The organism is Streptomyces auratus (assembly GCF_050433025.1).
GTDB lineage: Bacteria > Actinomycetota > Actinomycetes > Streptomycetales > Streptomycetaceae > Streptomyces > Streptomyces sioyaensis.
Genome location: NZ_JBNGCB010000001.1, coordinates 3,986,674 through 4,008,688 on the forward strand (window position 1 = coordinate 3,986,674; position 22,015 = coordinate 4,008,688).

A 22,015-nucleotide genomic window follows, 5' to 3' on the forward strand; every position below is an offset into this window, starting at 1 on the left:
CGGGCCGGGCGGGAGTTTGCGGACACGCCATCGGCCCCTGATCCGGGCCGCCGGCCTGCCCCGCCCACGGCTCCCGGGCGGGGTCCCCGCCGGGGCGGCGGCCCTCAGCCTCCCGGAGTCACCAGCCGCGCCTCGTACGCGAACACCGCCGCCTGGGTGCGGTCCCGCAGCCCCAGCTTCACCAGGATGCGGCTGACATGCGTCTTCACCGTGGATTCGGCGACGACCAGATGCTCGGCGATCTCACCGTTCGACAGGCCCTGGGCGACCAGCACCAGGACCTCGGTCTCCCGTTCCGTCAGGTCGGCGATGCGTTCCTGGGCCGGGGCGCGCGGGGTGCCCAGCCGAGAGAATTCGGAGATCAGCCGCTTGGTGACGGTGGGGGCGAGCAGCGCCTCGCCGGAGGCGACGATCCGTACGCCCTCGGCGAGCTGGCCGGCCGAGGCGTCCTTGAGCAGGAAGCCGCTCGCCCCGGAGCGCAGCGCTTGGTAGACGTATTCGTCCAGGTCGAAGGTGGTCAGGACGAGCACCTTGGCGTCCGCGTCGGCGGCCACGATCTCGCGGGTCGCCTCCAGGCCGTTCATCTCCGGCATCCGGATGTCCATCAGGACGACATCGGGCCGCAGGACCCCGACCTTCTGCACCGCCTGGCGGCCGTCGACGGCCTCACCGACGACCTCGATGTCCGGCATGGCGTTGAGCAGGACGGAGAAGCCCTCGCGGACCATCACCTGGTCGTCGACGATCAGTACGCGGATCATGCCTTGCTTCCCCCTGTCGCGGCCTCGCCCGCCGCACTCCCCACCGGAATGAACGCCGCGACCTCGAAGCCGCCGTCCTCGGTGTGGTCGGCGGTCATCTCACCGCCCAGCATTTGTACCCGCTCGCGCATGCCCAGCACACCGTGCCCCGCCCCCGGGGACGGCTTGGCGAGGCGGCTGGGCGGGCCGTTGACGATCCGCAGGCCGAGGCCCCCCAGGACGTAGGAGATCTCCACCCGGGCATCGGCACCCGGCGAGTGCCGCAGCGCGTTGCTCAGCCCCTCCTGCACGATCCGGTATGCGGACAGCTCCACGCCCTGCGGCAGCGGCCGGGGCGCCCCGGTGACCACGGCCTCGACGTTCAGCCCGGCACTGCGGACGCTGTCGAGCAGCGAGTCGAGGGTGGCGAGCGTGGGCTGCGGCGCCTCCGGGTCGCCCTCGGCGAAGGCATCCGGGTCCGCGGAGCGGACCACGCCCAGGATGCGGCGCAGCTCGGTCAGCGCGGCGACGGCGTTCTCGCGGATCGTCGCGAAGGACGTGGCGAGTTCGGGCGGGGTGTTCTCCACGCGGTACGGAGCGGCCTCGGCCTGGATGGCGATCACGGACATGTGGTGGGCCACCACGTCGTGCAGCTCGCGGGCGATCAGGGCACGCTCCTCCAGCAGCGTGCGCCGGCCGCGCTCCTCGGCGGTGACCGTCCGGGTCTCGACGACCTGCCGGCGCTCCTCGCGCCAGGCGCGCACCGCGGCGGCGGAGACCAGCACCACACCACAGAAGAACGCGACCGGCGGCAGATCACCGGGGTCCCTGCCCAACACCGCCGTCAGCACGGCCGCCAGGGCAAAGGTGACCAGCCACATCTCGATGGCCAGCCGGGGCCGGGTGCGCAGCACCACGAGCACCATCACGGCGAGATGGGTGACGAAGGCGCTGCCCGAGAAGATGCTGGCGAACGGGGAGGAGAAGCCCACATAGGCGGCCACCGACACCACGACCGCGGACAGCGACAGCCAGTAGGCGCCCACCGGGCGGAAGAGCGTGAGCATCGGCCCCGCGGCGACCAGCGCGCTGAAGCCGGTGATCAGGATGCCGCGCACCGCACCGATGCCGGAGCCGCCGGTGAGGGTCGCCAGGAAGACGCACATCGAGAAGAAGCCGACGGTGAAGTGCGGCAGCCAGCGCGTCCAGTGCCGCAGCCGTTCCGGCAGCCACGGCACCCACCGGGACACCTTGGCGTCCTCCAACGGTGGCATCGGGCGGAACGCGAAGGCGTCGACGAACAGGTCCTGGCGCAGCCGGTGCAGCGCGCCGTGCGCCATCCGGGCCTCCGATCGCAGGGTGCCCTGCGTCTGGGTCGTGTCATTCACGCTGACAACGGTAAGCAACCGCGCGCCCTTGGGCGTCCTCACCAGTGGGGATCTGCCGGCGTCCGCCTCAGGTACTAGACGGCCGACACACGAGCCCGACCAGAACGTTACAACTGGGGCTGCCGGGAGTGACGGGGGCGTAGTGACCGACGCCCGGCAGCTCGCGCAGCACAGTGGTGGCGGGGCTCTGTGCGGCGTAGCGGCGGGAGAGGTCGAGCGGGACGTCCGGGTCGTCGGTGCCGTGCAGGATCGTGACCGGGACGGCGGCGGGCGGATGGCGCGCGGGGTCGGCCGCGGCGAGGCGTTCCGGGAAGCCGGGCCCCGCGCCGAGCAGCTCGCCGACCGCACCGTCGCTCAGCCCCAGCGCATGGGCGCGGGCGAGGTCGGCGACCGGGGAGACGGCCAGCACCCGGGTCACGGGGGTGTCCGGGCGGGCGGCGGCGAGCAGCGCGAGGTGGCCGCCCGCGGAGTGGCCGACGAGGACGGGGGACGGGTCCGCCGAGGCCCCCGCCAGGGCCGCGCACGCCGCGTCGATGCCGGCCGTGACGTCCTCGAACGTCTGCGGCGCCCCGCCGCCCGCGCCGACCCTGCGGTACTCCGCGAGCGCGACCAGCAGCCCGCGCCCGGCCAGCTCCGCGGCGAGCGGCGACAGATGGCGGCGGTCGTAGGCCGCGCGCCAGAAGCCGCCGTGCAGCAGGACGACCAGCGGGCCGGGCGCCGGCGCACCGCCGCCCGCCCGCGGCACATACAGGTCGACGAGCTGGTCCGGATGCGGCCCGTAGGCCACCGTCCGGTCCGGCGCCACCGGGGCCAGCCCCAGCAGCGCCGGCTCCTCGTCCGCGACCGTCACCCGCCGTCCCCGGACGACACCCCGGGCAGCGCCCGCAGCACCTCACCCAGCACCCACGCCGCCCGCTCCGCGTCCGCGAAGGAGGTGTAGAGCGGGGTGAAGCCGAAGCGCAGCACATCGGGGTGGCGGAAGTCGCCGACCACCCCGCGCCGGATCAGCTCGTCCATGACCTGGCCGGCGACGGGGGTGCCGCCCCGCCCGAACGACGAGCCGAGCTTGGGGGAGCACGCCAGCGACACCTGGCTGCCGCGCCGCTCGTGCGCCTGCGGCGTCAGGGAGCGGACCAGGTCCGGCGGCACATAGGCCTGCACGCACGCCAGGAAGAAGTCCGTCAGGGCCAGGCTCTTGGTGCGTACGGCCTCGATGGACACCCCGTCCCAGGCCTCCAGCGCCGCCTCCAGCGCGAGCAGCGAGAGGATGTCGGGGGTGCCGACCCGGGCGCGCGAAATGCCGTCGGCGGGGGTGTAGCCCGGGTCCATCGCGAACGGATCGGCGTGGGAGTTCCAGCCCGGCAGCGGCGATTCGAACCGCTCCTGGAGGCTCTCGCGGATGTAGAGGTAGGCGGGCGAACCCGGGCCGCCGTTGAGGTACTTGTACGTACAACCGACGGCGAGGTCGACGTGGTGCGCATCGAGGCCGACCGGCAGCGCACCGGCGCTGTGGCACAGGTCCCAGACGGCGAGCGCGCCCGCGGAGTGCAGTGCGTGGGTGATGCCCGGCAGGTCGTTGAGCCGGCCGGTGCGGTAGTCGACGTGGTTGACCAGCGCCAGCGCGGTCCGCTCGGTGACCTCGTCGGCGATGCCGCCGGGTTCGACCGGGCGTACCGCGAGGCCGGTCATCCGGGCCGCGGACCGGGCGATATAGCCGTCGGTGGGGAAGGTCGTGGCATCGACGAGGATCTCCGTGCAGCCCTTGCCGGCCATGCGGACCCCGCCGACCACGGCCTTGAAGATGTTGACGCTGGTCGAGTCGCCGACCACCACCCGGCCCGGTCCCGCCCCGATCAGCGGCGCGATCTTGTCGCCGATCCGCTCCGGCGCGGTCCACCAGCCCGACTCGGTCCACGACCGGATACGCAGCTCACCCCACTCGCGGGCGATGACATCGGCGATCCGGCCGGGCACCGCACGGGGCAGCGCACCGAGGGAGTTGCCGTCGAGATAGACACCGGCGCCGCCCGAGGCCTCGTCCGGCGCGGCGTCGAGGACGAAGCGGTCGCGGATCGCGGCGAGCGGGTCGGCGGCGTCCAACTCCGCGGCACGGGCGACCTGTTCACGGGCGCCGGCGGACCCGGGGCGGGCGGCGGCGGCAGGGAATCCAGGAGTCTCAGACATGACTGCGCGCCGTCCACAGCTCGGGGAAGACATTCTTGCGGGCCCGCTTCTCCAGCCAGGCCACGCCCGCGGAGCCGCCGGTGCCCATCTTGGCGCCCATGGCCCGCCGGGTCGCGACGAGATGGTCGTTGCGCCAGCGCCAGACCAGCTCGGCGACATCGGTCAGCGCCTCGCCGAGCCGGACGAGGTCCGACTCCTGCGGGCCGTCGTAGATCTCGGCCCAGACGGCCTCGACGCCCGGGTCCGGTTCGTAGCGCAGCGCCGGGTCCCGCCGCAGCACGGCCTCCGGGACCGGGTAGCCGCGGCGGGCGAGCAGCCCCAGCACCTCGTCCCACAGGCTCGGCTCCTGGAGGGCCTTCTCCAGCTCGGCGAGCTCGCGCGGCGCGCCACGGTGCGGCACCAGCATGGACGCGGACTTCTCGCCGAGCAGGAACTCCATCCGCCGGTACATCGCGGACTGGAATCCGGAGCCCTCACCGAGTGCGCTGCGGTAGGCGTTGAACTGCGCCGGGGTCAGCCGGGCGAGCGGCTTCCAGGCGGCGTTCAGCGCCTCCAGCTCGTAGGTGGAGCGGCGGAGCGCGTCCCGGGCCACCGTCAGGTCGTCGCGGCGCAGCGCCTCGGCCGCGGTGCGCCACTCATGGACGATGACCGTGAACCACAGCTCCATGACCTGGGTGGTGACCAGGAAGACCATCTCGCCGGGGTCGTCGGAGAGCGGGTGCTGCAGATGGGTGAGGACGTCCGCCTGGACATAGTCCTCGTACGGGGTCGTGCTGCTGGAGCCGATGCTGAGATCGGGGGCGAACGGCGGGTCGGACTCGGCATCGGCCGGTACGGGACCGGCGGGTGCACTCGCCGCGCTGTTCGCGGGATCTATGGGAGACGGCTGCGACATGAGGGACTCCTCAGGTGCGAACTACCGGGTAGCGGTCCGCCCCTTCCTCGTCGGCTCGGGAGCCCCGGTCCCCTCGGGCTCGGGATGGCCCGGCCCACTGAAATCATCGGTGCTGGACAGCGACCGCGCAAGGGCCGGCTGCGATCACGCGGCCGGCCCTCGGTCGTACCCGGTGCCCCGGCGGGCGGGGCTCCCCCGGAAACCGCCGGAGGACCGCGGCGGGCGTCAGGTGAGGGTGTCGGCCGCGGTCGGCGAGGAGTCCCGCAGGAAGGTCGAGCAGCGCTCGTACTCCTCCTGCTCGCCGATCGCCTGGGCGGCGCGGGCGAGGGCGTGCAGCGCCCGCAGGAAGCCGCGGTTGGGCTCGTGCTCGAACGGCACCGGGCCGTGGCCCTTCCAGCCGGCCCGGCGCAGCGCGTCCAGACCGCGGTGGTAGCCGGTGCGGGCGTACGCGTACGACTCGACGACCCGGCCCCCCTCGAACGCGTCGTCCGCCAGCTGCGCCCAGGCCAGGGAGGAGGCCGGGTACTTCGCGGCGACGTCGGACGGCGCCGTGCCCGCGGCGAGCATCTCGCGGGGTTCGGGGTCGTCGGGCAGATGGGTCGGGGGCGGTCCCCCGAGGAGGTTCTCGTGAATGGCCATGTCTCCCAGTCTGCCTGGTCGCGGGGGCGGGGTGGGACCGGCCGGGATCAGACGGGGGTCCGCGGCGGCTCACCGGCTGCTGCTTCCGCCCGCCGGCTCCTCGCCGCCCGGCGGCCGCTCCGCCTCCAGGGCCCGGGCCTCGCCCGGATCCAGCGGCGGTGCACTCACTCCGCAGTGGTAGACGCACTCCGGGTGACACCGCTCCGCGGGGGCCGGCTCGGCGGCCCGCAGCGCCGGGGCGCGCACCGTCAGCCAGGCGATCAGCGCGCCGACCACCAGGATCCCGGCACACAGCGGCATCGCCCGCCGGAAGGCCGCCCCGAACTCGTCCGCCGAGCGGTAGGCCTCCGGGCCGATGCCCGCCAGCAGCGGCAGCGCGGCGACCGCCACCAGGCTCGCCGCCCGGGCCGCCGCATTGTTGATGCCGCTGGCCAGGCCCGCCCGGTCCACGTCCACCGACGCCAGCACGGTCGAGGTGAGCGGCGCGACCAGCGTCACCATCCCCGCGCCCAGCACCACCAGCGCGGGCAGCACGTCGGTGAGGTACGAGGCGCCGCGGCCCGCCCGCGTCATCAGCAGCATCCCCGCGGCACACAGCAGCGGCCCGACGGTGAGCGGTATCCGGGGCCCGATGCGCTGCCCCAGTGCCCCGGAGCGGGCGGACAGCAGCAGCATCAGCACGGTCGTGGGCAGCAGCGCCGTACCGGCCTGCAGCGCGGAGTAGCCCACCACGACCTGGAGCTGGAGCACGGCCAGGAAGAAGAACCCGCCGAACGCGGCGTAGACGCACACGGTGACCGCGTTGACCGCGGAGAACAGCCGGATCCCGAAGATGGCCGGCGGCAGCATCGGATCCGGGCGCCGCCGTTCGACATGGAGGAAGAGCGCCCCGAGCAGCACCCCGATGACGGCGGGCAGGATCACGCCCGGCGACGCGCCCCCGCCCGGCGCGGCGATCAGCGCATAGGTCACCCCGGCCAGCGCCAGCGCCCCCAGCACCGCGCCCGGCACATCGAAGCCACGGCGCTCGCGGGCGTCCCGCTCCCGGGTCTCCGGTACGTGCCGCAGCGCCACCGGCACGCACACCGCCGCCAGCGGCACGTTCAGGAAGAACACCCAGCGCCAGCCGGCGCCGTCCACCAGCCAGCCACCGATGAACGGGCCGACGGCCGCGGCCACCCCGCCGAGCCCGGACCAGGCGCCGACCGCCCGCGCCCGGTCGTCCGGGTGGAAGACCGCCTGGATCAGCGCCAGCGACCCGGGGGTGAGCAGCGCACCGCCGACGCCCTGCAGCGCCCGGGCCGCGATCAGCACCCCGGCATGCGGCGCGAGCCCGCACAGCAGCGAGGCCGCGGCGAACCACACCACGCCGATCACGAACACCCGGCGCCGGCCGAACCGGTCGCCGAGCGCACCGCCCAGCAGGATCAGCGAGGAGAGGGTGAGCATGTAGGCGGTGACCGTCCACTGGAGCACGGCCAGATCGGCGTTGAGGTCCTCGCCGATCCTGGGCAGGGCGACATTGACGACGGTGCTGTCGAGCATCGCCATGCCGGACCCCAGCACGGCCGTCGCCAGCACCCACCGGCCCTGTGCCGAGGTGAGCCGGACGCCGCCGGGGGCCGGGGACTCCTGCCGTGCACTCATACCGCGAGCTTGCCCGCCGACAGGGCGCTCTGCACGGCGAAGACCCCGCATCTCTCCATGAGATGCGGGGCCTTCGGACCCGTAAGGGACGGACTACTTGATCTTGGTGCCGGCGGAGCGCAGGTGGGTGCAGGCCTCGGTGACGCGCTTGGCCATGCCGGCCTCGGCCAGCTTGCCCCAGCTGCGCGGGTCGTAGGTCTTCTTGTTGCCGACCTCGCCGTCGACCTTCAGCACACCGTCGTAGTTGCGGAACATGTGGTCCGCGACCGGGCGGGTAAAGGCGTACTGGGTGTCGGTGTCCAGGTTCATCTTGACCACGCCGTTCTCCAGCGCGGTGGCGATCTCCTGCTCGGTGGAGCCGGAGCCGCCGTGGAAGACGAAGTCGAACGGGGCGGACTTGCCGTACTTGGCGCCGACGCCCTCCTGCAGGTCCTTCAGCAGCTCGGGGCGGAGCACGACGTTGCCCGGCTTGTAGACGCCGTGGACGTTGCCGAAGGAAGCGGCGAGCAGGTAGCGGCCCTTCTCGCCCAGGCCCAGCGCCTCGGCGGTGCGCAGCGCGTCGTCGACCGTGGTGTAGAGCTCGTCGTTGATCTCGTGGGTGACGCCGTCCTCCTCGCCACCGGTCGGGGTGATCTCGACCTCAAGAATGATCTTGGCGGCGGCGGCCTTGGCGAGCAGCTCCTGGCCGATGGCCAGGTTGTCGGCCAGGTTCTCGGCCGAGCCGTCCCACATGTGGGACTGGAACAGCGGGTTCTGGCCCTTGGCCACGCGCTCCGCGGAGATGTCCAGCAGCGGGCGTACGTAGCCGTCGAGCTTGTCCTTGGGGCAGTGGTCGGTGTGCAGCGCGACGGTGACGTCGTACTTGTCGGCCACGACGTGCGCGAACTCGGCGAGCGCGACCGCGCCGGTCACCATGTCCTTGTTGTACTGGCCGCCCAGGAACTCCGCACCACCGGTGGAGATCTGGATGATGCCGTCGCTCTCGGCCTCGGCGAAGCCACGCAGCGCGGCGTGCAGCGTCTGCGTCGACGTGACGTTGATGGCCGGGTAGGCGAACTTTCCTGCCTTGGCCCGGTCCAGCATCTCGTTGTAGACCTCGGGGGTTGCGATGGGCATCTGTCCGCTCCTTGTGTGTGCGGGGTGTGCGTTCTTGGCCCTGACCAGGGGGCGAGGACTTCGCCGAGCACATCTTCCCAGACGAGGCCGTTTGGGCCGCATCGCCTGCCCGGCCGTCTCGCACAGTGGGCGGCCGGTTTCACGTGAAACCAGCCGCCCCTCGGCAAAGCCGCAGTTCAGAGCCGTTACGCACGCCGGAGCGGGCTCGGCCGGCCCTCAGCCCAGGCCGAGATCACCGAGCTGGTAGCCGGTGAGGTACGGCAGACCGGCCTCGGCGATGGCCGAGGCGGCACCCCGGTCCACGATCGTCGCCACCGCGACGACCTCGGCGCCCGCCTCCCGCGCCGCCTCGACGGCGGTCAGCGGCGAGCCGCCGGTGGTGGAGGTGTCCTCGACGACCAGGACCCGGCGGCCCGTGATGTCCGGGCCCTCGATACGGCGCTGCATACCGTGCGCCTTCTGCGCCTTGCGGACGACGAAGGAGTCCAGCCGCCGGCCGCGCGCGGCGGAGGCGTGCAGCATCGAGGTGGCGACCGGGTCGGCACCGAGCGTGAGCCCGCCGACCGCGTCGTAGTCCAGCTCGGCGGTCAGGTCCAGCATCAGCTGCCCGACCAGCGGCGCGGCCTCGCCGTCCAGGGTGATCCGGCGCAGGTCGATGTAGTAGTCGGCCTCCTTGCCGGAGGAAAGCGTCACCTTGCCGTGCACCACGGCCTTGTCCTTGATCTGCTGCAGCAGCGCACCGCGCACGTCGTCACTCATACGCACGAGCTTATGCGGTCTCCCCGGACAGGCTCCGCCAGCTCCAGGTCATGGAGATCTCCAGGGGGTCGATGGGCGTGACCAGGCGCGGCATGGTGTTGAGGCCGTTCGGCGGCCCGGACTGCGGCTCGACACAGACCGCGGCCTCCTGCTCGTCGTAGACCACCACCCACTCGGCACGGCTGCTGATCTTCAGCTGCAGCCGGCCCGGCCAGGTGAGCGTGGCCTCGACCCCCCGCGGCATACCGAAGCAGTCGTCCCAGGGGCCCGGCGCCGGCGGGATCCGCCGGCCCGTCGGGAGATGGTCCTCGCCCCGCTCCTCCTGCCACTCGGGTGCGAAGTCGAGGCGGACGTCCTCGCCGCCCTCGCCCAGGTTCCGCAGGAACCAGGGGTGCCAGCCGGCCTGGGCGGGGAAGGAGTCATCGATCGTCTCGATGCCCATGGTCAGGGTGAGCGAGCCGCCATCCTCGGCGAGCTCGACGAGCTGGGTGACCCGCCCCGGGTACGGCCAGGGAGCCGCCGGGTCGGTGAGCTCATAGGTGAAGACCGCCTCCGTGGCGCTCGAACGCGCCGTCCGCCAGCGGAGGTTGCGGCCGGTGCCATGGATGGCGTGCGGCGCGGCATCGAGCGGCATCTGGTGCAATTCACCACCGCCGTGCGCCCCCGCCCCGAGGGCGACACCGCTGCGGAACTGCCCGTGGTCGAGCCTGCCGCACCACGGAACCATCGGGAAGCAGCCGTAATGGTCGCCCTGCCGCAGCAGCTCCGTCCCGCCGACGCGAAGGCCGGCGATCCGGCAGCCGTTGTCCGGCCGGACGATCACTTCCGCGTCTCCGGCGGCCAGCCGTACGCCCTCCGGCGCCTCGGTCCGCGCTGCGCGCTGCGTGGTGTTGTCGGTACTCACGGAAGCGACCCTAGCGGTGCCCCGGCACCGGGCGCGGGACGCCGGGGCGGCCCGCCACCGGCCGCCCGGACCGCGAACAGCAAGGTCAGCGGCGCCGGCGCAGCACCCGGCCGACGACCACGGCGGACGCCAGCACGACCGCGGCGGCGGGCGCCGCCCAGCGCAGCGTCATCGAGGTGGCATTCGGCTCCGGCGCCGGCACCGGCGCATACCGTCCGCGCGGCGGGGCGTGATCGACCTCCTCCGCGCTGCGCCCGATCATCGTCCGGCGGGCATGCGCGGCCTCGGCGGGGGCGATCCCGTCCTCGTCATGGCCGTACGCATGCTCGGGGCGCGCCTCGTGCGCGGCGTGGAAGGCGTCCGCCGCGTCGTCCGCGTCGAGGTCCTCGACGGCATCGAGGTCCTCGGCACCGGCCACCTCACCGATGTCCGCCGTCCCGAGGGCGTCCTCGTCACTGAGCGGATCCAGGGACAGCGGCAGCACCTCGGCGTCGGGCCCCTCGGGCGCCGGACCGGCCGGACCGCCTTCCCCGGACGCCTCCGCCACCGGCCGCTGCCGCAGATCCTCCGTCAGGTGCTCCGCGAAGCGGTCCAGCAGCCGGCGCCCGGCGGCCGCCGCGGACTGGTCGGTGGCGTCGGCGAGCCGGCCGTCGCTGTGGACCGTGCCGCCGCAGACCAGTCGCGTACCGGGACCGGGCTCGGTGGCCGGGAACAGCCGCAGGGTCAGGGACAGCACCGCTGCCCCGTCACCGCGCGACTCGACGCCCTTCGCCTCGACGGCCACCACGGCCGTGGCGTCGTCACCGGGTTCGGCGTCCGCGGCGGCGACCGTCAGCGAGCCGCGATAGGTGATGGTGGAGCTTCCGATACGCAGCCGCAGCCGTCCCTCCGGGCGCCGGGGGAGCGCCTCGGCATCGAGCTGGACTCCTGGGACACAGCGCGCCACCCGCTCGGGCTCGGTGAGCGCCTGCCGCACGGTCCCGACGGGAAACGGAACGTACACCTCATGCTCCATGACATGGGAGCCTACCCAGCGCGCCCGGACCCGTGCCCGCCCGCGCAAGGTTTTCCGCGCACCGGCCCGCATCGGCCCGCCCCGGCCCGCGCCCGCACGCTCCCCGCACCGCCCGGATCCGGTGCCGCCCGCTCAACCCAGATAGCGCGGATGTATCAGCGTCGACGCCGGCAGCCCCGGTATCCGGCCCCGGGCCACCCCGCGCCGGCCGGCCTCCAGTTCCTCACGCCCGAGGCCCCCCAGCGGGGGTGCGTCGGGCGCCAGGCCGAACCGCGGGCGGTGCCGCGCGGCCAGGACGAAGCCCCAGTAGCGGCCCCGGCCGGCCGAGGGCGCGGCGGCGGGCACCTCCGCGTCCACCAGTGGCAGGGGGTCCGCCGCGCGGTCCGGGCCTCCGTAGAAGGACGCGGGCCGGCCGGGCAGGCGGTACGGCACGGTCGCCAGGCCCACCGACCGGACGGTGGCCTCCACCGTCCAATACAGCCGCGCCCGCTCGACCGGCGGCCCGGCGTGCACCACCAGCCGCCCGTCCCCGGCCAGCATCCGCGCCGCGAGGCCGTAGAACTCCTGGGAGTAGAGCTTGGTGCTCGCGGCGATCCCGGGGTCGGGCAGATCGGAGACGATGACGTCGTACGGAGCCGGCCGCCGGCCGCCGCCGCGCATCCCCCGCTCCCGCAGCCAGTCGAAGGCGTCCTCGGTCACCACATGCACCCGCGGGTCGCTGAGCGAGTGCCGGTTGAGCCGGGAGAGGCCGGGGTCGGTCCGCGCCAAATGCAGGACACCCGGGTCGAGTTCGACGACGGTCACCGAACGGACCGAGCGATAGCGCAGGATCTCGCGCACCGCGAGACCGTCGCCGCCACCGAGGACCAGCACCCGGTGGTGCGGACCGCCCGCCATCGCCGGATGCACCAGCGCCTCGTGGTAGCGGAACTCGGTCTCCGCGCTGACCCGCAGCCGGCCGTCCAGATACAGCGCAAGCGGCCCGCCGGAACCTTTCCTCCCCTGCCCCGCACCGGCTCCGTCGCCCGTGCCGCCGGTCATCACCACCTCCTGGATGCCGGTCTGCACCGCCACCCGCGCCGAGGAGCCGTACACCGCCTGCCGGGCGGCCCGTTCGAACGGCGTGGCCAGCACCATGCCCGTGGCCAGCAGCGCGAGGACCAGGGCATTGGCGCCGAGCAGCGCCCAGCGGGCGCGGGCGGTCAGATCGCGGCGGAAGAGCCACAGCACCAGCACGCCGCCGGCCACCGCGTTGACACCGCCGGTGAGCAGGGCGCCGGTCAGCTGGCCGAAGCTCGGCAGCAGGAGGAAGGGAAAGGCCAGGCCGCCGACGAGCGCACCGACATAGTCCGCGGCGAAGAGGTCGGCGACCGCACCGCCCGCGTCCTGCCGGCGCACCCGCTGGATCAGCGTCATCAGCAGCGGCACCTCCGCGCCGATCAGGATGCCGATGGCCAGGGAGAAGCCGACGAGCGCGGAACGGGACTGGCCGAACCATGCGAAGCAGGCGTAGAGCGCCATCGCGGAGGCGCCGCCGACCAGCGCAAGGCCCGCCTCGACCGCCCCGAAGCCGACCGCCGCCCGGCACCGCAGCCGCTTGGCGAGCAGCGCACCGACCCCCATCGCGAAGACCATGACGGACAGCACGACCGATGCCTGGGTGACGGAGTCGCCCACCAAGTACGTGGCCAGGGCGACGAGTTCGAGCTCATAGACCAGACCGCAGGCGGCGCAGACGAAGACGACGCCGAGGACGAGCAGCCGGCCGAGACCGGCCGGCACGGGCAGCCGCGCCGGTGTCAGGTCCTCCGGCGGCCCGAGGACTCCGGTGGGAGCGGGCTCTGGCGGGTCGATCATGCGTGAACGTTACGTGACGATTCCGTGCCTCTCCGTCACCCACACGAGTACAGTCTGCGGGCCCCAGACGCCAGTTGGGACCGGGGCGACGCACAGGGCACGGTGGGGGCACCCGCACGACACAGACCGCGCACACACCCTCCTTCGCGCCCCGCCGGACCTCCACGCCCCCGGCGCATCACCCTCGCGCACCTCGCACCGCACACGCCCCCACATCCTCCTGTCGAGCCGACCGGTCACTTTCACCCGGCCCCTACTAGACCGCCGCGACCGCCGCCCGTACGCCCACCCGGGTCCGGGTGGCCACCAAGCGGCCCTCCTGCGGATACGCGTGCCAGGTCCGCCAGCGCACCTGCCCCTGCTGGCACTGCGCCAGCATGGCCGTGAAGGCGTGCGGCGAGCCGGGGAACGTACCGGCGAGGCCGTGCGGATGCTCGGCCACCAGCGCCAGCAATTCCTGCGCCCGCCCGGCGAACGAGCCGCGCGAGAGGGTCTCCACATGGGCGGCGAATTCGTACTCCCAGTCCCCCAGCCGCTTCGCCACACCGAGCGGCAGCGGTGTGCTGCTGCCCGGCATACAGGCGACCGTTTCGGAGCACGTGCCGCGCTCCTCCTCAAGAAGCACCTGGTGAGAGGCGCCGAGCAGCCTCAACTGCAGCTGCACGCCATGGAGTTGAAGATCGAGTACGGCGAGCGCCGGCAGGGGCTCCCTGCCCAGCGCCCAGGCCAGGTCGGATGCACGGGTATCGGTGTACGCCGTTGTCAAAGTGGTGAGCATGGGTCGGCTCCGCAAGCACGCAGTGGAATGGTGGGCCGGCCCGCCCATGAAGGATCAGGAATGTACGACTGCCTGCCGGCTCGTGCCCACGCGGGATCGGAGAACGTGGGGGATTCTCTGATGAAGAGGGAATCATGAAAGTCCGGTCGCCCACAGCGGTTTTACCCATCTCCACCCGGGTTTACATCCGCTCGGGGGCCTTGCAGTTCAGTTGTTCAACACCCATACGTAAGGCGGGTGTTGAGGTTTCCCTCCACACCCGCCCGTGCGCATATGCGACAGCAATGAGCCACCCGCATAGTGCGGTGGGAGCGGCCCGCCGACGGATCAGGAACCGCCGCCTCCACCGCCGCCGCAGCCACCACCGCCACCGCAGCCACCACCCCCGCAGGAGTGGCCGCCACCGCACCCGCCGTGGTGCCCGCCGCCGCCGTGATGTCCGTGGTGCCCGCTGCCCGAGCCGTCACCGCCGATCCACCAGCCGCCGTCCGAACCCCGGGAGCCCCCTCCGCGCCCGGCGCCGCTCCGCGCGGCAACGGCCACGAATACGATGACCGCCGCGCAGATCACGAGGAACATCACGATTCCCATGTGCCTCACACTCCTTTCGTTCCCCCGAAGCGTGGGGCACCTCCCACGCCCTTCAGGCAATGGGGGCGCATCCGCTCCGTCCGGCGCCCTGTGCGCCGCTCCGGCGCCGCCCCGCGCCGGTGGCCGTCCTCGTCGACGGCCGTCACTGTCCTTCGTGCGGGGCTGATGCCCCCGCCGCGCGGTCTCAAAGCACAGTTGAGGAACTCCAGAGGTTCGGCGGAGGATGGCGGGCATGGACCGACCGCTGCTCAACCGCCGCCTCGCCGAATTCGGCACCACGATCTTCGCCGAAATGTCGGCACTTGCCGTACGGACCGGCTCCATCAACCTCGGCCAGGGCTTCCCCGACGCCGACGGGCCGGAAGAGGTCAGGGAGGCCGCGGTGCGCGCCCTGCGCGACGGCCGCGGCAACCAGTACCCGCCCGGCCCCGGCATCCCGGAACTGCGCACCGCCGTCGCCGCCCACCAGGAGCGCTTCTACGGACACCGCGGCCTGTCCTACGACCCCGACACCGAGGTCCTGGTCACCGCGGGCGCCACCGAAGCCATCGCCGCCGCGCTACTGGCGCTGCTGGAGCCGGGTGACGAGGTCATCGCGCTGGAGCCGTACTACGACTCGTACGCCGCGTGCATCGCGATGGCCGGCGGCCGGCGCGTCCCGGTGACCCTGCGCCCGGACCCTAAGGCCGGCGCCTACCGCCTCGACCTGGACGAACTGCGCGACGCGATCACCGCCGACACCCGCCTGATCCTCCTCAACACCCCGCACAACCCCACCGGCACGGTCCTGTCCCCCGAGGAACTCACCGAGATCGCCCGCCTCGCCGTCGAGCGCGACCTCCTCGTCATCACCGACGAGGTCTACGAACACCTGGTGTTCGAGGGCGCGCACCTCCCCCTCGCCTCGTTCCCCGGCATGCGCGAGCGCACCGTCACCATCAGCTCGGCCGGCAAGACCTTCTCCTTCACCGGCTGGAAGGTCGGCTGGGTCACCGCACCCCCGGAGCTGATCAGCGCCGTCCGCTCGGCGAAGCAGTTCCTCACCTATGTCTCCGCCGGCCCGTTCCAGTACGCCGTCGCCGAGGCGCTCGCCCTCCCCGACGACTACTTCACAGGGCTGCGGGACGACCTGCGGGCCAAGCGCGACGTCCTGGCACACGGACTGTCCGAGGCCGGCTTCCGCGTCTACCGCCCCTCCGGCACCTACTTCATCACCACCGACATCCGCCCCCTCGGCCACGACGACGGCTTCGCCTTCTGCCGCGCCCTCCCCGAACGCGCCGGCGTCGTCGCCATCCCCAACGCCGTCTTCTACGACCACAAGGACGCGGGCGCGCCGTTTGTGCGGTTCGCGTTCTGCAAGAGCCCCGAGGTGCTCCAGGAGGCGGCGGACCGCTTGAAGCGTCTCTGACGGCCACCGGCCAGGGCCCCGGCCGTCACGTCCGGGGCCGCACACTTCACCGCCGGCTCACTGCGGAGCGAGCGGCATGGCCTCGAAATTCTCGAAGAGGTAGGCATAGACCTGCGCGAGATAGGCCCGCAGCTCCCGCTGGTCGGGGAAGCGCACATAGGTCAGCCCGAACCACTGCTCCACCGTCAGCGGCTCGTTCGTCACGAGGTGCCTCAACCCCGCACGAATCGTGTCCTGATAGTCGGGCCAGGCCGCGTCGAACGTCGCCCGCAGCATGCCGAGATCGTCCACCGCCTCGACCCCGAGAATTCCTGCGCAGAAATGCAGAAAGCGGCGGTCGATGCCGGGTACGTCCAGCCCCAGGTCGGCCAGCGGGGCGGTGACCGGGTCTATCTCCTCGTAGCCGCCCGGGTACGGGTAGAGCGTGGTGTTCCGCAGGTCGGCGTCTTTCTCCGGCCCGTCCTCGCTCTCCACTTCCTGAGCGGGGCGGTACACCCCGTACAGCAGGCCGCGCGTCGAGAAGTCCGCGTAGACATAGTTCACTTCACCGCTGCTTGCTCATGCGGCACCCCCCGCAGCACCGAGCGCCGCGTCAACGCCCTTGAACGAGACCGGATACGGCTTTCTCGATCTCGGCCGGAAAGGGCTCGACCGCCATGGAGACCAATTCGGCGATGAGGACGTCCTCGATCTCCTGGATGACCTCTCTGACGATGCGTTTGCCGACCTCGATGGCTGCCGCCTCGGCAGCCGCGGCGATGCCGAGCGCCCCCACCCCCGGCACAGACAGACGCGGGCCCCGGAGCGATGAAGCTCCGGGGCCCGCGCAGCAGGGTGGGTGTGGGACGGACGGGGCTCAGGCCTCGTCGTCACCCGGCTTCTCGTCGGAGTCGCCTTCGATCTCGGCCTCCAGGCCGAGCTGCTCGACGATCCACTTGTCGAATTCGATCGAGGCGCGAACCCAGCTGACCGTGCTCGACACGAAGTGTTCGAGCGAGACACCGGTGCCGATCAGCATCGATGCTTCACCGATCAGACGGACCGTGCCGTCGTCGTGGGTGTGGGTGTAGGCCTTGGGCCACAGCGTCCGGCGGTTCCAGTCGTCGATCGCCTCCAGCAGCTTCGACTTTTCGTCGATGCCGTGGGGACGGTCGTAGAACGTACGAACGGAGAAGAGCTGCTGCTCCTCCTCGCCCCGGAACATGAAGTACGTGCGGAACTGCTCCCACGGGGCGGCGAGGTCACCCTCCTCGTCGACGACGTACTTCAGCTCCATCTGGTCGAGGAGCTGCTTGACCAGGTCCTGGTCTGGCACGACGGGACCATCAGGCCCCGACGGCTCGGGTTCGGGCTGGCCCCCGAAATTCGGAATCGAGGACGGGTCGATGCTCACCGTGGAATTCCCTTCGTATGGTCCCTGCCATCCTCCCCCACATCCGCCCCGTACTGGCAACCCGGGACGAGGTGGATGCGGGCAAGGTGTCGGGCAAGGCCACGGCCACGCGGTGCCCGTCGGGCGACCACCGGCCGTGACGGCCCTGCGGTGCGGCCCGACGGTACGCCCCGCCCGTGCAGCCCGGGATCCGGGCCGGGGCGCGCCCGCCGGACAGCGCGGCCGCAGCGCCCCGGTCAGCCCGCGACGTGCTCCGCCGACTCCACCGACAGCTGGTCGCCGTCCACGTCCACCCGCACGGTGTCCCCGTCGAGCACCTCGCCGGCCAGGATGGCGCGGGCGAGCGGGTCGCCGATGGCCGTCTGGATCAGGCGGCGCAGCGGGCGGGCGCCGTAGGACAGGTCCGGCGCGGGGGCGTCGGGGACCGGCTCCTGGCCGAGCCAGGCGAGCCAGGTCAGGGCGCGGTCGGTGATGTCCAGCGTCAGCCTGCGGTCGCCGAGGCGGCGCTGCAGATGGTCGAGCTGGATCCGGGCGATCCGCTGGAGCTGGTCGGTGCCGAGCGGATGGAACACCACCACGTCGTCGAGGCGGTTGAGGAACTCGGGCCGGAAGGAGGCCCGGACCGTCTCCAGCACCTTCTCCTTCTTCTGCTCCTCCTTGAGCAGCGGGTCCATCAGGAAGGTGGAGCCCAGGTTGGAGGTCAGGATGAGGATGGTGTTGCGGAAGTCGACCGTGCGGCCCTGACCGTCCGTGAGCCGCCCGTCGTCGAGGACCTGCAGCAGGATGTCGAAGACCTCGTGGTGGGCCTTCTCCACCTCGTCCAGCAGCACGACGGAGTACGGACGGCGGCGCACCGCCTCCGTGAGCTGGCCGCCCTCCTCATATCCGACGTAGCCGGGCGGCGCGCCGACCAGCCGCGCGACGCTGTGCTTCTCGCCGTACTCCGACATGTCGATCCGGACCATCGCCCGCTCGTCGTCGAAGAGGAAGTCCGCGAGCGCCTTGGCCAGCTCGGTCTTGCCGACACCGGTCGGGCCGAGGAAGAGGAAGGAACCGGTGGGACGGTCCGGGTCGGCGATCCCGGCGCGGGTGCGGCGTACGGCGTCGGAGACCGACCGTACGGCCTCGGTCTGGCCGATCAGCCGCTTGCCGAGCTCCTCCTCCATCCGCAGCAGCTTCTGGGTCTCGCCCTCCAGGAGGCGGCCGGCCGGGATGCCGGTCCAGGCGCCGACCACATCCGCGATGTCGTCGGGGCCGACCTCCTCCTTGACCATGGACTCCTTGGACGCCTCCTGCTCGGCCTCGGCGGCGGCCGCCTCCTCCAGCTCGTGCTCCACGCCCGGGATCTCGCCGTAGAGCAGCTTGGAGGCGGTGTCGAAGTCGCCGTCGCGCTGGGCGCGCTCGGCCTGGCCGCGCAGCTCGTCGAGCTTCTCCTTGAGGGCACCGACCCGGTTGAGGCTCTGCTTCTCCTTCTCCCACCGGGCCGTCAGACCGCGCAGCTCCTCCTCCTTGTCGGCGAGGTCCTTGCGCAGCTTCTCCAGGCGCTGGACGGAGCCGGCGTCGGTCTCGTTCCGGAGCGCCAGCTCCTCCATCTTGAGCCGGTCGACGGCGCGCTGGAGCTCGTCGATCTCGACGGGGGAGGAGTCGATCTCCATCCGCAGCCGGGAGGCGGCCTCGTCGACCAGGTCGATGGCCTTGTCGGGCAGGAAGCGGGAGGTGATGTAGCGGTCGGACAGGGAGGCAGCGGCGACCAGCGCGGAGTCCGCGATCTGGACCTTGTGGTGGGCCTCGTAGCGGCCCTTGAGCCCGCGCAGGATGGCCACCGTGTCCTCGACCGTCGGCTCGGCGACCAGCACCTGCTGGAAGCGCCGCTCCAGCGCCGGGTCCTTCTCGATCCGCTCGCGGTACTCGTCGAGGGTGGTCGCGCCGACCATCCGCAGCTCACCGCGGGCCAGCATCGGCTTGAGCATGTTGCCGGCATCCATGGACGAGTCACCGCCGGCGCCCGCACCGACGACCGTGTGCAGCTCGTCGATGAAGGTGATGATCTGGCCCTCGCTGGACTTGATCTCCGCCAGGACGGTCTTCAGCCGCTCCTCGAACTCACCGCGGTACTTGGCGCCCGCAACCATCGCCCCGAGGTCCAGCGCGACCAGCCGCTTGTTGCGCAGCGACTCGGGCACGTCGCCCTTGACGATCCGCTGCGCCAGCCCCTCGACGACGGCGGTCTTGCCGACGCCCGGCTCGCCGATCAGCACCGGGTTGTTCTTCGTACGGCGGGAGAGCACCTGCACCACGCGGCGGATCTCGTGATCCCGGCCGATGACCGGGTCGAGCTTGCCCTCACGGGCGGCCGCGGTGAAGTCCGTACCGAACTTCTCCAGCGCCTTGTACGTGCCCTCCGGGTCGGCGTTGGTCACCCGCTGCCCGCCGCGGTTCGCCTCGAAGGCGGCCAGCAGCTTCTTGGCGGAGGCGCCCTGCTGCTCCAGCAGCTCGCCGGTGCGCCCGCCCTTGGCGGCGATCCCGATCAGCAGATGCTCGGTGGAGACGTACGCGTCACCGAGCTCCTTGGCACGCTGGGTGGCGTCCGCGATGGCGGAGAGCAGGTCGCGGTCCGGCTGCGGCGGCGCGACCGTCGAGCCCTGCACGCTGGGCAGCGCGGCGAGCTGGCGATCGGCGCCGTTGCGCAGCGCGGCGGCGTCCGCCTCGACGGCGGCCAGCAGGTCCATGATGTTCTCGTTGTCCTGCCCGGCCAGCAGCGCGAGCAGGAGATGGGCGGACGTCATGTCCGCATGCCCGGCGGTGACCGCCCGCTCATTGGCGGCGCTCAGCGCCTCCCGGCTCTTGTTGGTCAGCTCGGCGTCCACGTGCTCGTGATCCTCCTCGACTCGTCCTGCCCGGCCTCAGTGCCCAGTCTGGACCCACTTCGGCACATCCTGCACACACCAACGTGCGATAAGTTGAGTCTATTCCACTCAAGGCTGATTGCGAGCCCCCTCGCCCGGTTCTCGCTCACTCGTTCGAGGGAATCGGGGCCGATCCCTCCGCGCCGCCCGCCGACACTGGCCTTCGACCACAAGGAGGTGCAGCATGACGGCTATGGCACACGAGCCGATGCCCACGCAGGACGACATCCTCCTGGAAGGCTTTCTGGCGCTGGAGACCCCGACGGGATTCCGGGCCGAGCTCATCGAGGGGGAGATCGCTGTGACACCGCCGCCGGACGGCGACCACGAGGACTACCTGTGCACCGTCTTCGAGCAGGTGACACACAGGTCCGCGACCGCCATGCAGAGCTCGGGCCGCAAGGGGCTCGTCCTTTCCGCTTCGGGCAACCGGCCCGCGGACCACGTGATCCCCGACGCCACCATCGCCCCGCGCGCGCTGCGCCTCTTCCGAGGCGCCCCGCCCTGGATGCCCAGCGACGGCGTCGTCATGGTCGTCGAGGTGACGTGGAGCAATCCCCAGCGGGACCGGGTTGCCAAGCGGCACGGCTACGCCCGTGCCAGCATCCCCTTCTACCTCCTCGTGGACCGCGGCGACGCCACCCTCACGCTGTTCAGCGGGCCCTCCGCGACCGACTACGCCGGACACAACACCGTCCCCTTCGGCAAACCCCTCCCCCTCCCCGCCCCCTTCTCCTTCGACCTCGAAACCACCGACTTCCTCTGAGCCGGGGGCTCCCGCTGCCCCCCGGGCTTCCGCTGCCCCCCGGGCCGCGAACTACCCTGCCCCCATGGCCCATGACCTCAGCGCCCTCAGCCCGGAGTACCTCGCCTTCTGGGGCGAGTACCTGATGCCGACGCTCACCACCCTGCGTCCGGACGGCACGCCGCACGTCGTCCCCGTGGGCGTCACCTACGACGCCGGGCAGCGGATCGCGCGGATCATCACCCGCAAGGACAGCGCCAAGGTCAAGAACGTCCTCGCCGCCGGGGCGGACGGTGCCACGGTGGCCGTCTGCCAGGTCGACAAGGGGCGCTGGGCGACGCTGGAGGGCCGGGCGCGGGTGCGTACGGACGCCGAGTCGGTGGCCGACGCGGTGCGCCGCTATGCCGAGCGGTACGGACGGACGCCGGCACCCAACCCCGACCGCATCATGATCGAGATCGCGGTGACCCGGGCCATGGGCCGGGCCTGATCCACCCGGTACAACCCTCCACCGCGGGCCGCCCGCGGGGGTATCGTCGCCCCCACAGTCGCCACGCCCCGGAGGGCACGATGAACTCGGTCCGAGTCACGGCGATCGCCTGCCTGATGCCGCTGTCCGAGCTGGACGAGGATCCGTTTCTGGTCGACGACCGCAGCCAGCACGACATGTGCACCCGGTGGGCGGCGGCCCGTGACTACCACCTCGCCTGCCGCCTCAGCCTGCACCAGCTGCGCGCCGATCACTGCGCGCTGTGGCGGGACGTCGAAGAGGGCCTGGTCGACGTGTTCGTGACGCCCAACCGGCGGGCGCTGGAGAACGCCATCGACGGGGCCGACGAATTCGGCGCGCGGTGCGCCGCGGCCGGCGTCCGGCTGGAGACCGCGGACCTCGACGAGCCGGTCTACACCCTGGCGATGAAGTCGCAGGTGCACCGGCGGCTGTCGATGCCGACCGCGGGATACAGCGGCTGCTGACCGCGCCCCGGCACAGCGAAAAGGGCCGGGTCTCCCCGGCCCTTCGCCGCTTGCTGCGCCGGGCGGCCGCCC

At 72.3% G+C, this 22,015-nt stretch carries 21 protein-coding genes; 4 read left to right on the plus strand and 17 right to left on the minus strand.

Translation table 11 applies throughout. The annotated features are described in order from the left end of the window. Positions 1–104: 104 nt before the first annotated feature. The 13 genes from BKA18_RS17300 to BKA18_RS17360 form a co-directional block, all read right to left on the minus strand. On the minus strand, positions 105–761 hold the full coding sequence (locus BKA18_RS17300) for a response regulator (RefSeq protein ID WP_006604655.1): 657 nt from the start codon (positions 759–761) through the stop codon (positions 105–107). Beyond that, the gene (locus tag BKA18_RS17305) at positions 758–2,080 is read right to left on the minus strand and encodes a sensor histidine kinase (protein ID WP_366047069.1); all 1,323 of its coding nucleotides are present in this window, start codon (positions 2,078–2,080) and stop codon (positions 758–760) included. The genes BKA18_RS17300 and BKA18_RS17305 overlap by 4 nt, the downstream gene beginning before the upstream one ends. A 115-nt stretch (positions 2,081–2,195) precedes the next feature. Continuing rightward, positions 2,196–2,978, minus strand: coding sequence for an alpha/beta hydrolase family protein (locus BKA18_RS17310; RefSeq protein WP_366047005.1), 783 nt, complete (start codon positions 2,976–2,978; stop codon positions 2,196–2,198). After that, positions 2,975–4,312: a kynureninase gene (gene kynU, locus BKA18_RS17315; RefSeq protein ID WP_366047004.1), complete on the minus strand. Its 1,338-nt coding sequence runs from the start codon at positions 4,310–4,312 to the stop codon at positions 2,975–2,977. The genes BKA18_RS17310 and kynU overlap by 4 nt, the downstream gene beginning before the upstream one ends. After that, on the minus strand, positions 4,305–5,207 hold the full coding sequence (locus tag BKA18_RS17320; RefSeq protein WP_366047003.1) for a tryptophan 2,3-dioxygenase family protein: 903 nt from the start codon (positions 5,205–5,207) through the stop codon (positions 4,305–4,307). Before BKA18_RS17320 ends, kynU begins: the two co-directional genes overlap by 8 nt. Before the next feature lie 225 nt (positions 5,208–5,432). After that, positions 5,433–5,846: a DUF3151 domain-containing protein gene (locus BKA18_RS17325; protein ID WP_006604650.1), complete on the minus strand. Its 414-nt coding sequence runs from the start codon at positions 5,844–5,846 to the stop codon at positions 5,433–5,435. A 69-nt stretch (positions 5,847–5,915) separates the two neighbouring features. Further along, positions 5,916–7,493, minus strand: coding sequence for an MFS transporter (locus BKA18_RS17330; protein WP_366047002.1), 1,578 nt, complete (start codon positions 7,491–7,493; stop codon positions 5,916–5,918). A gap of 93 nt (positions 7,494–7,586) precedes the next feature. Next, a complete protein-coding gene (fbaA, locus tag BKA18_RS17335; RefSeq protein WP_006604648.1) occupies positions 7,587–8,609 on the minus strand; it encodes a class II fructose-bisphosphate aldolase in 1,023 nt (340 codons plus the stop codon). Positions 8,610–8,825: 216 nt separating this feature from the next. Next, complete coding sequence (gene pyrE / locus BKA18_RS17340; RefSeq protein ID WP_006604647.1) at positions 8,826–9,368, minus strand: orotate phosphoribosyltransferase; 543 nt, start codon at positions 9,366–9,368, stop codon at positions 8,826–8,828. Between the two features lie 10 nt (positions 9,369–9,378). Further along, on the minus strand, positions 9,379–10,272 hold the full coding sequence (locus BKA18_RS17345; protein WP_366047001.1) for an aldose epimerase family protein: 894 nt from the start codon (positions 10,270–10,272) through the stop codon (positions 9,379–9,381). 85 nt (positions 10,273–10,357) lie between these two features. Further along, entirely contained in the window at positions 10,358–11,287 is a 930-nt protein-coding gene (locus tag BKA18_RS17350; protein WP_366047000.1) for an SRPBCC family protein, read from the minus strand. Between the two features lie 132 nt (positions 11,288–11,419). Next, positions 11,420–13,144 (minus strand): polyamine aminopropyltransferase, encoded by a 1,725-nt coding sequence (locus BKA18_RS17355; protein WP_366046999.1) that lies wholly within the window; start codon positions 13,142–13,144, stop codon positions 11,420–11,422. A gap of 256 nt (positions 13,145–13,400) precedes the next feature. Next, the gene (locus BKA18_RS17360; RefSeq protein WP_006604643.1) at positions 13,401–13,922 is read right to left on the minus strand and encodes a DUF2617 family protein; all 522 of its coding nucleotides are present in this window, start codon (positions 13,920–13,922) and stop codon (positions 13,401–13,403) included. An 823-nt stretch (positions 13,923–14,745) separates the two neighbouring features. Between BKA18_RS17360 and BKA18_RS17365 the strand changes: the two genes are divergently transcribed. Next, entirely contained in the window at positions 14,746–15,924 is a 1,179-nt protein-coding gene (locus tag BKA18_RS17365; protein ID WP_366046998.1) for a pyridoxal phosphate-dependent aminotransferase, read from the plus strand. Positions 15,925–15,981: 57 nt separating this feature from the next. On the opposite strand, the gene BKA18_RS17370 is transcribed toward BKA18_RS17365, so the two are convergent. From BKA18_RS17370 to clpB, 4 genes are all read right to left on the minus strand, one after another. Next, positions 15,982–16,467: a hypothetical protein gene (locus tag BKA18_RS17370; RefSeq protein WP_366046997.1), complete on the minus strand. Its 486-nt coding sequence runs from the start codon at positions 16,465–16,467 to the stop codon at positions 15,982–15,984. A 49-nt stretch (positions 16,468–16,516) separates the two neighbouring features. Next, on the minus strand, positions 16,517–16,699 hold the full coding sequence (locus BKA18_RS17375; protein ID WP_366046996.1) for a hypothetical protein: 183 nt from the start codon (positions 16,697–16,699) through the stop codon (positions 16,517–16,519). Positions 16,700–16,780: 81 nt separating this feature from the next. Beyond that, positions 16,781–17,317: a YbjN domain-containing protein gene (locus BKA18_RS17380; protein ID WP_040898924.1), complete on the minus strand. Its 537-nt coding sequence runs from the start codon at positions 17,315–17,317 to the stop codon at positions 16,781–16,783. A 236-nt stretch (positions 17,318–17,553) separates the two neighbouring features. Next, the gene (clpB, locus tag BKA18_RS17385) at positions 17,554–20,184 is read right to left on the minus strand and encodes an ATP-dependent chaperone ClpB (RefSeq protein WP_366046995.1); all 2,631 of its coding nucleotides are present in this window, start codon (positions 20,182–20,184) and stop codon (positions 17,554–17,556) included. A 223-nt stretch (positions 20,185–20,407) separates the two neighbouring features. On the opposite strand from clpB, the gene BKA18_RS17390 reads away from it, so the two are divergent. The 3 genes from BKA18_RS17390 to BKA18_RS17400 all read left to right on the plus strand — a co-directional run bounded on the left by BKA18_RS17390 (position 20,408) and on the right by BKA18_RS17400 (position 21,943). Beyond that, complete coding sequence (locus BKA18_RS17390) at positions 20,408–20,989, plus strand: Uma2 family endonuclease (RefSeq protein WP_366046994.1); 582 nt, start codon at positions 20,408–20,410, stop codon at positions 20,987–20,989. A gap of 64 nt (positions 20,990–21,053) precedes the next feature. After that, positions 21,054–21,458: a pyridoxamine 5'-phosphate oxidase family protein gene (locus BKA18_RS17395; protein WP_006604634.1), complete on the plus strand. Its 405-nt coding sequence runs from the start codon at positions 21,054–21,056 to the stop codon at positions 21,456–21,458. A gap of 80 nt (positions 21,459–21,538) precedes the next feature. Then, positions 21,539–21,943, plus strand: a complete 405-nt coding sequence (locus BKA18_RS17400) for a hypothetical protein (RefSeq protein ID WP_147246099.1) — start codon at positions 21,539–21,541, stop codon at positions 21,941–21,943. Positions 21,944–22,015 lie beyond the last annotated feature (72 nt).

Coding starts and splice junctions, on each gene's coding strand:
- BKA18_RS17395 (WP_006604634.1), top strand. CDS start 21,054: ATGGCCCATGACCTCAGCGCCCTCAGCCCGGAGTACCTCGCCTTCTGG.
- fbaA (WP_006604648.1), bottom strand. CDS start 8,609: ATGCCCATCGCAACCCCCGAGGTCTACAACGAGATGCTGGACCGGGCC.
- BKA18_RS17355 (WP_366046999.1), bottom strand. CDS start 13,144: ATGATCGACCCGCCAGAGCCCGCTCCCACCGGAGTCCTCGGGCCGCCG.
- pyrE (WP_006604647.1), bottom strand. CDS start 9,368: ATGAGTGACGACGTGCGCGGTGCGCTGCTGCAGCAGATCAAGGACAAG.
- BKA18_RS17400 (WP_147246099.1), top strand. CDS start 21,539: ATGAACTCGGTCCGAGTCACGGCGATCGCCTGCCTGATGCCGCTGTCC.
- BKA18_RS17305 (WP_366047069.1), bottom strand. CDS start 2,080: ATGGCGCACGGCGCGCTGCACCGGCTGCGCCAGGACCTGTTCGTCGAC.
- BKA18_RS17360 (WP_006604643.1), bottom strand. CDS start 13,922: ATGCTCACCACTTTGACAACGGCGTACACCGATACCCGTGCATCCGAC.
- BKA18_RS17365 (WP_366046998.1), top strand. CDS start 14,746: ATGGACCGACCGCTGCTCAACCGCCGCCTCGCCGAATTCGGCACCACG.
- BKA18_RS17390 (WP_366046994.1), top strand. CDS start 20,408: ATGACGGCTATGGCACACGAGCCGATGCCCACGCAGGACGACATCCTC.
- BKA18_RS17325 (WP_006604650.1), bottom strand. CDS start 5,846: ATGGCCATTCACGAGAACCTCCTCGGGGGACCGCCCCCGACCCATCTG.
- BKA18_RS17300 (WP_006604655.1), bottom strand. CDS start 761: ATGATCCGCGTACTGATCGTCGACGACCAGGTGATGGTCCGCGAGGGC.
- BKA18_RS17350 (WP_366047000.1), bottom strand. CDS start 11,287: ATGGAGCATGAGGTGTACGTTCCGTTTCCCGTCGGGACCGTGCGGCAG.
- BKA18_RS17330 (WP_366047002.1), bottom strand. CDS start 7,493: ATGAGTGCACGGCAGGAGTCCCCGGCCCCCGGCGGCGTCCGGCTCACC.
- kynU (WP_366047004.1), bottom strand. CDS start 4,312: ATGTCTGAGACTCCTGGATTCCCTGCCGCCGCCGCCCGCCCCGGGTCC.
- BKA18_RS17320 (WP_366047003.1), bottom strand. CDS start 5,207: ATGTCGCAGCCGTCTCCCATAGATCCCGCGAACAGCGCGGCGAGTGCA.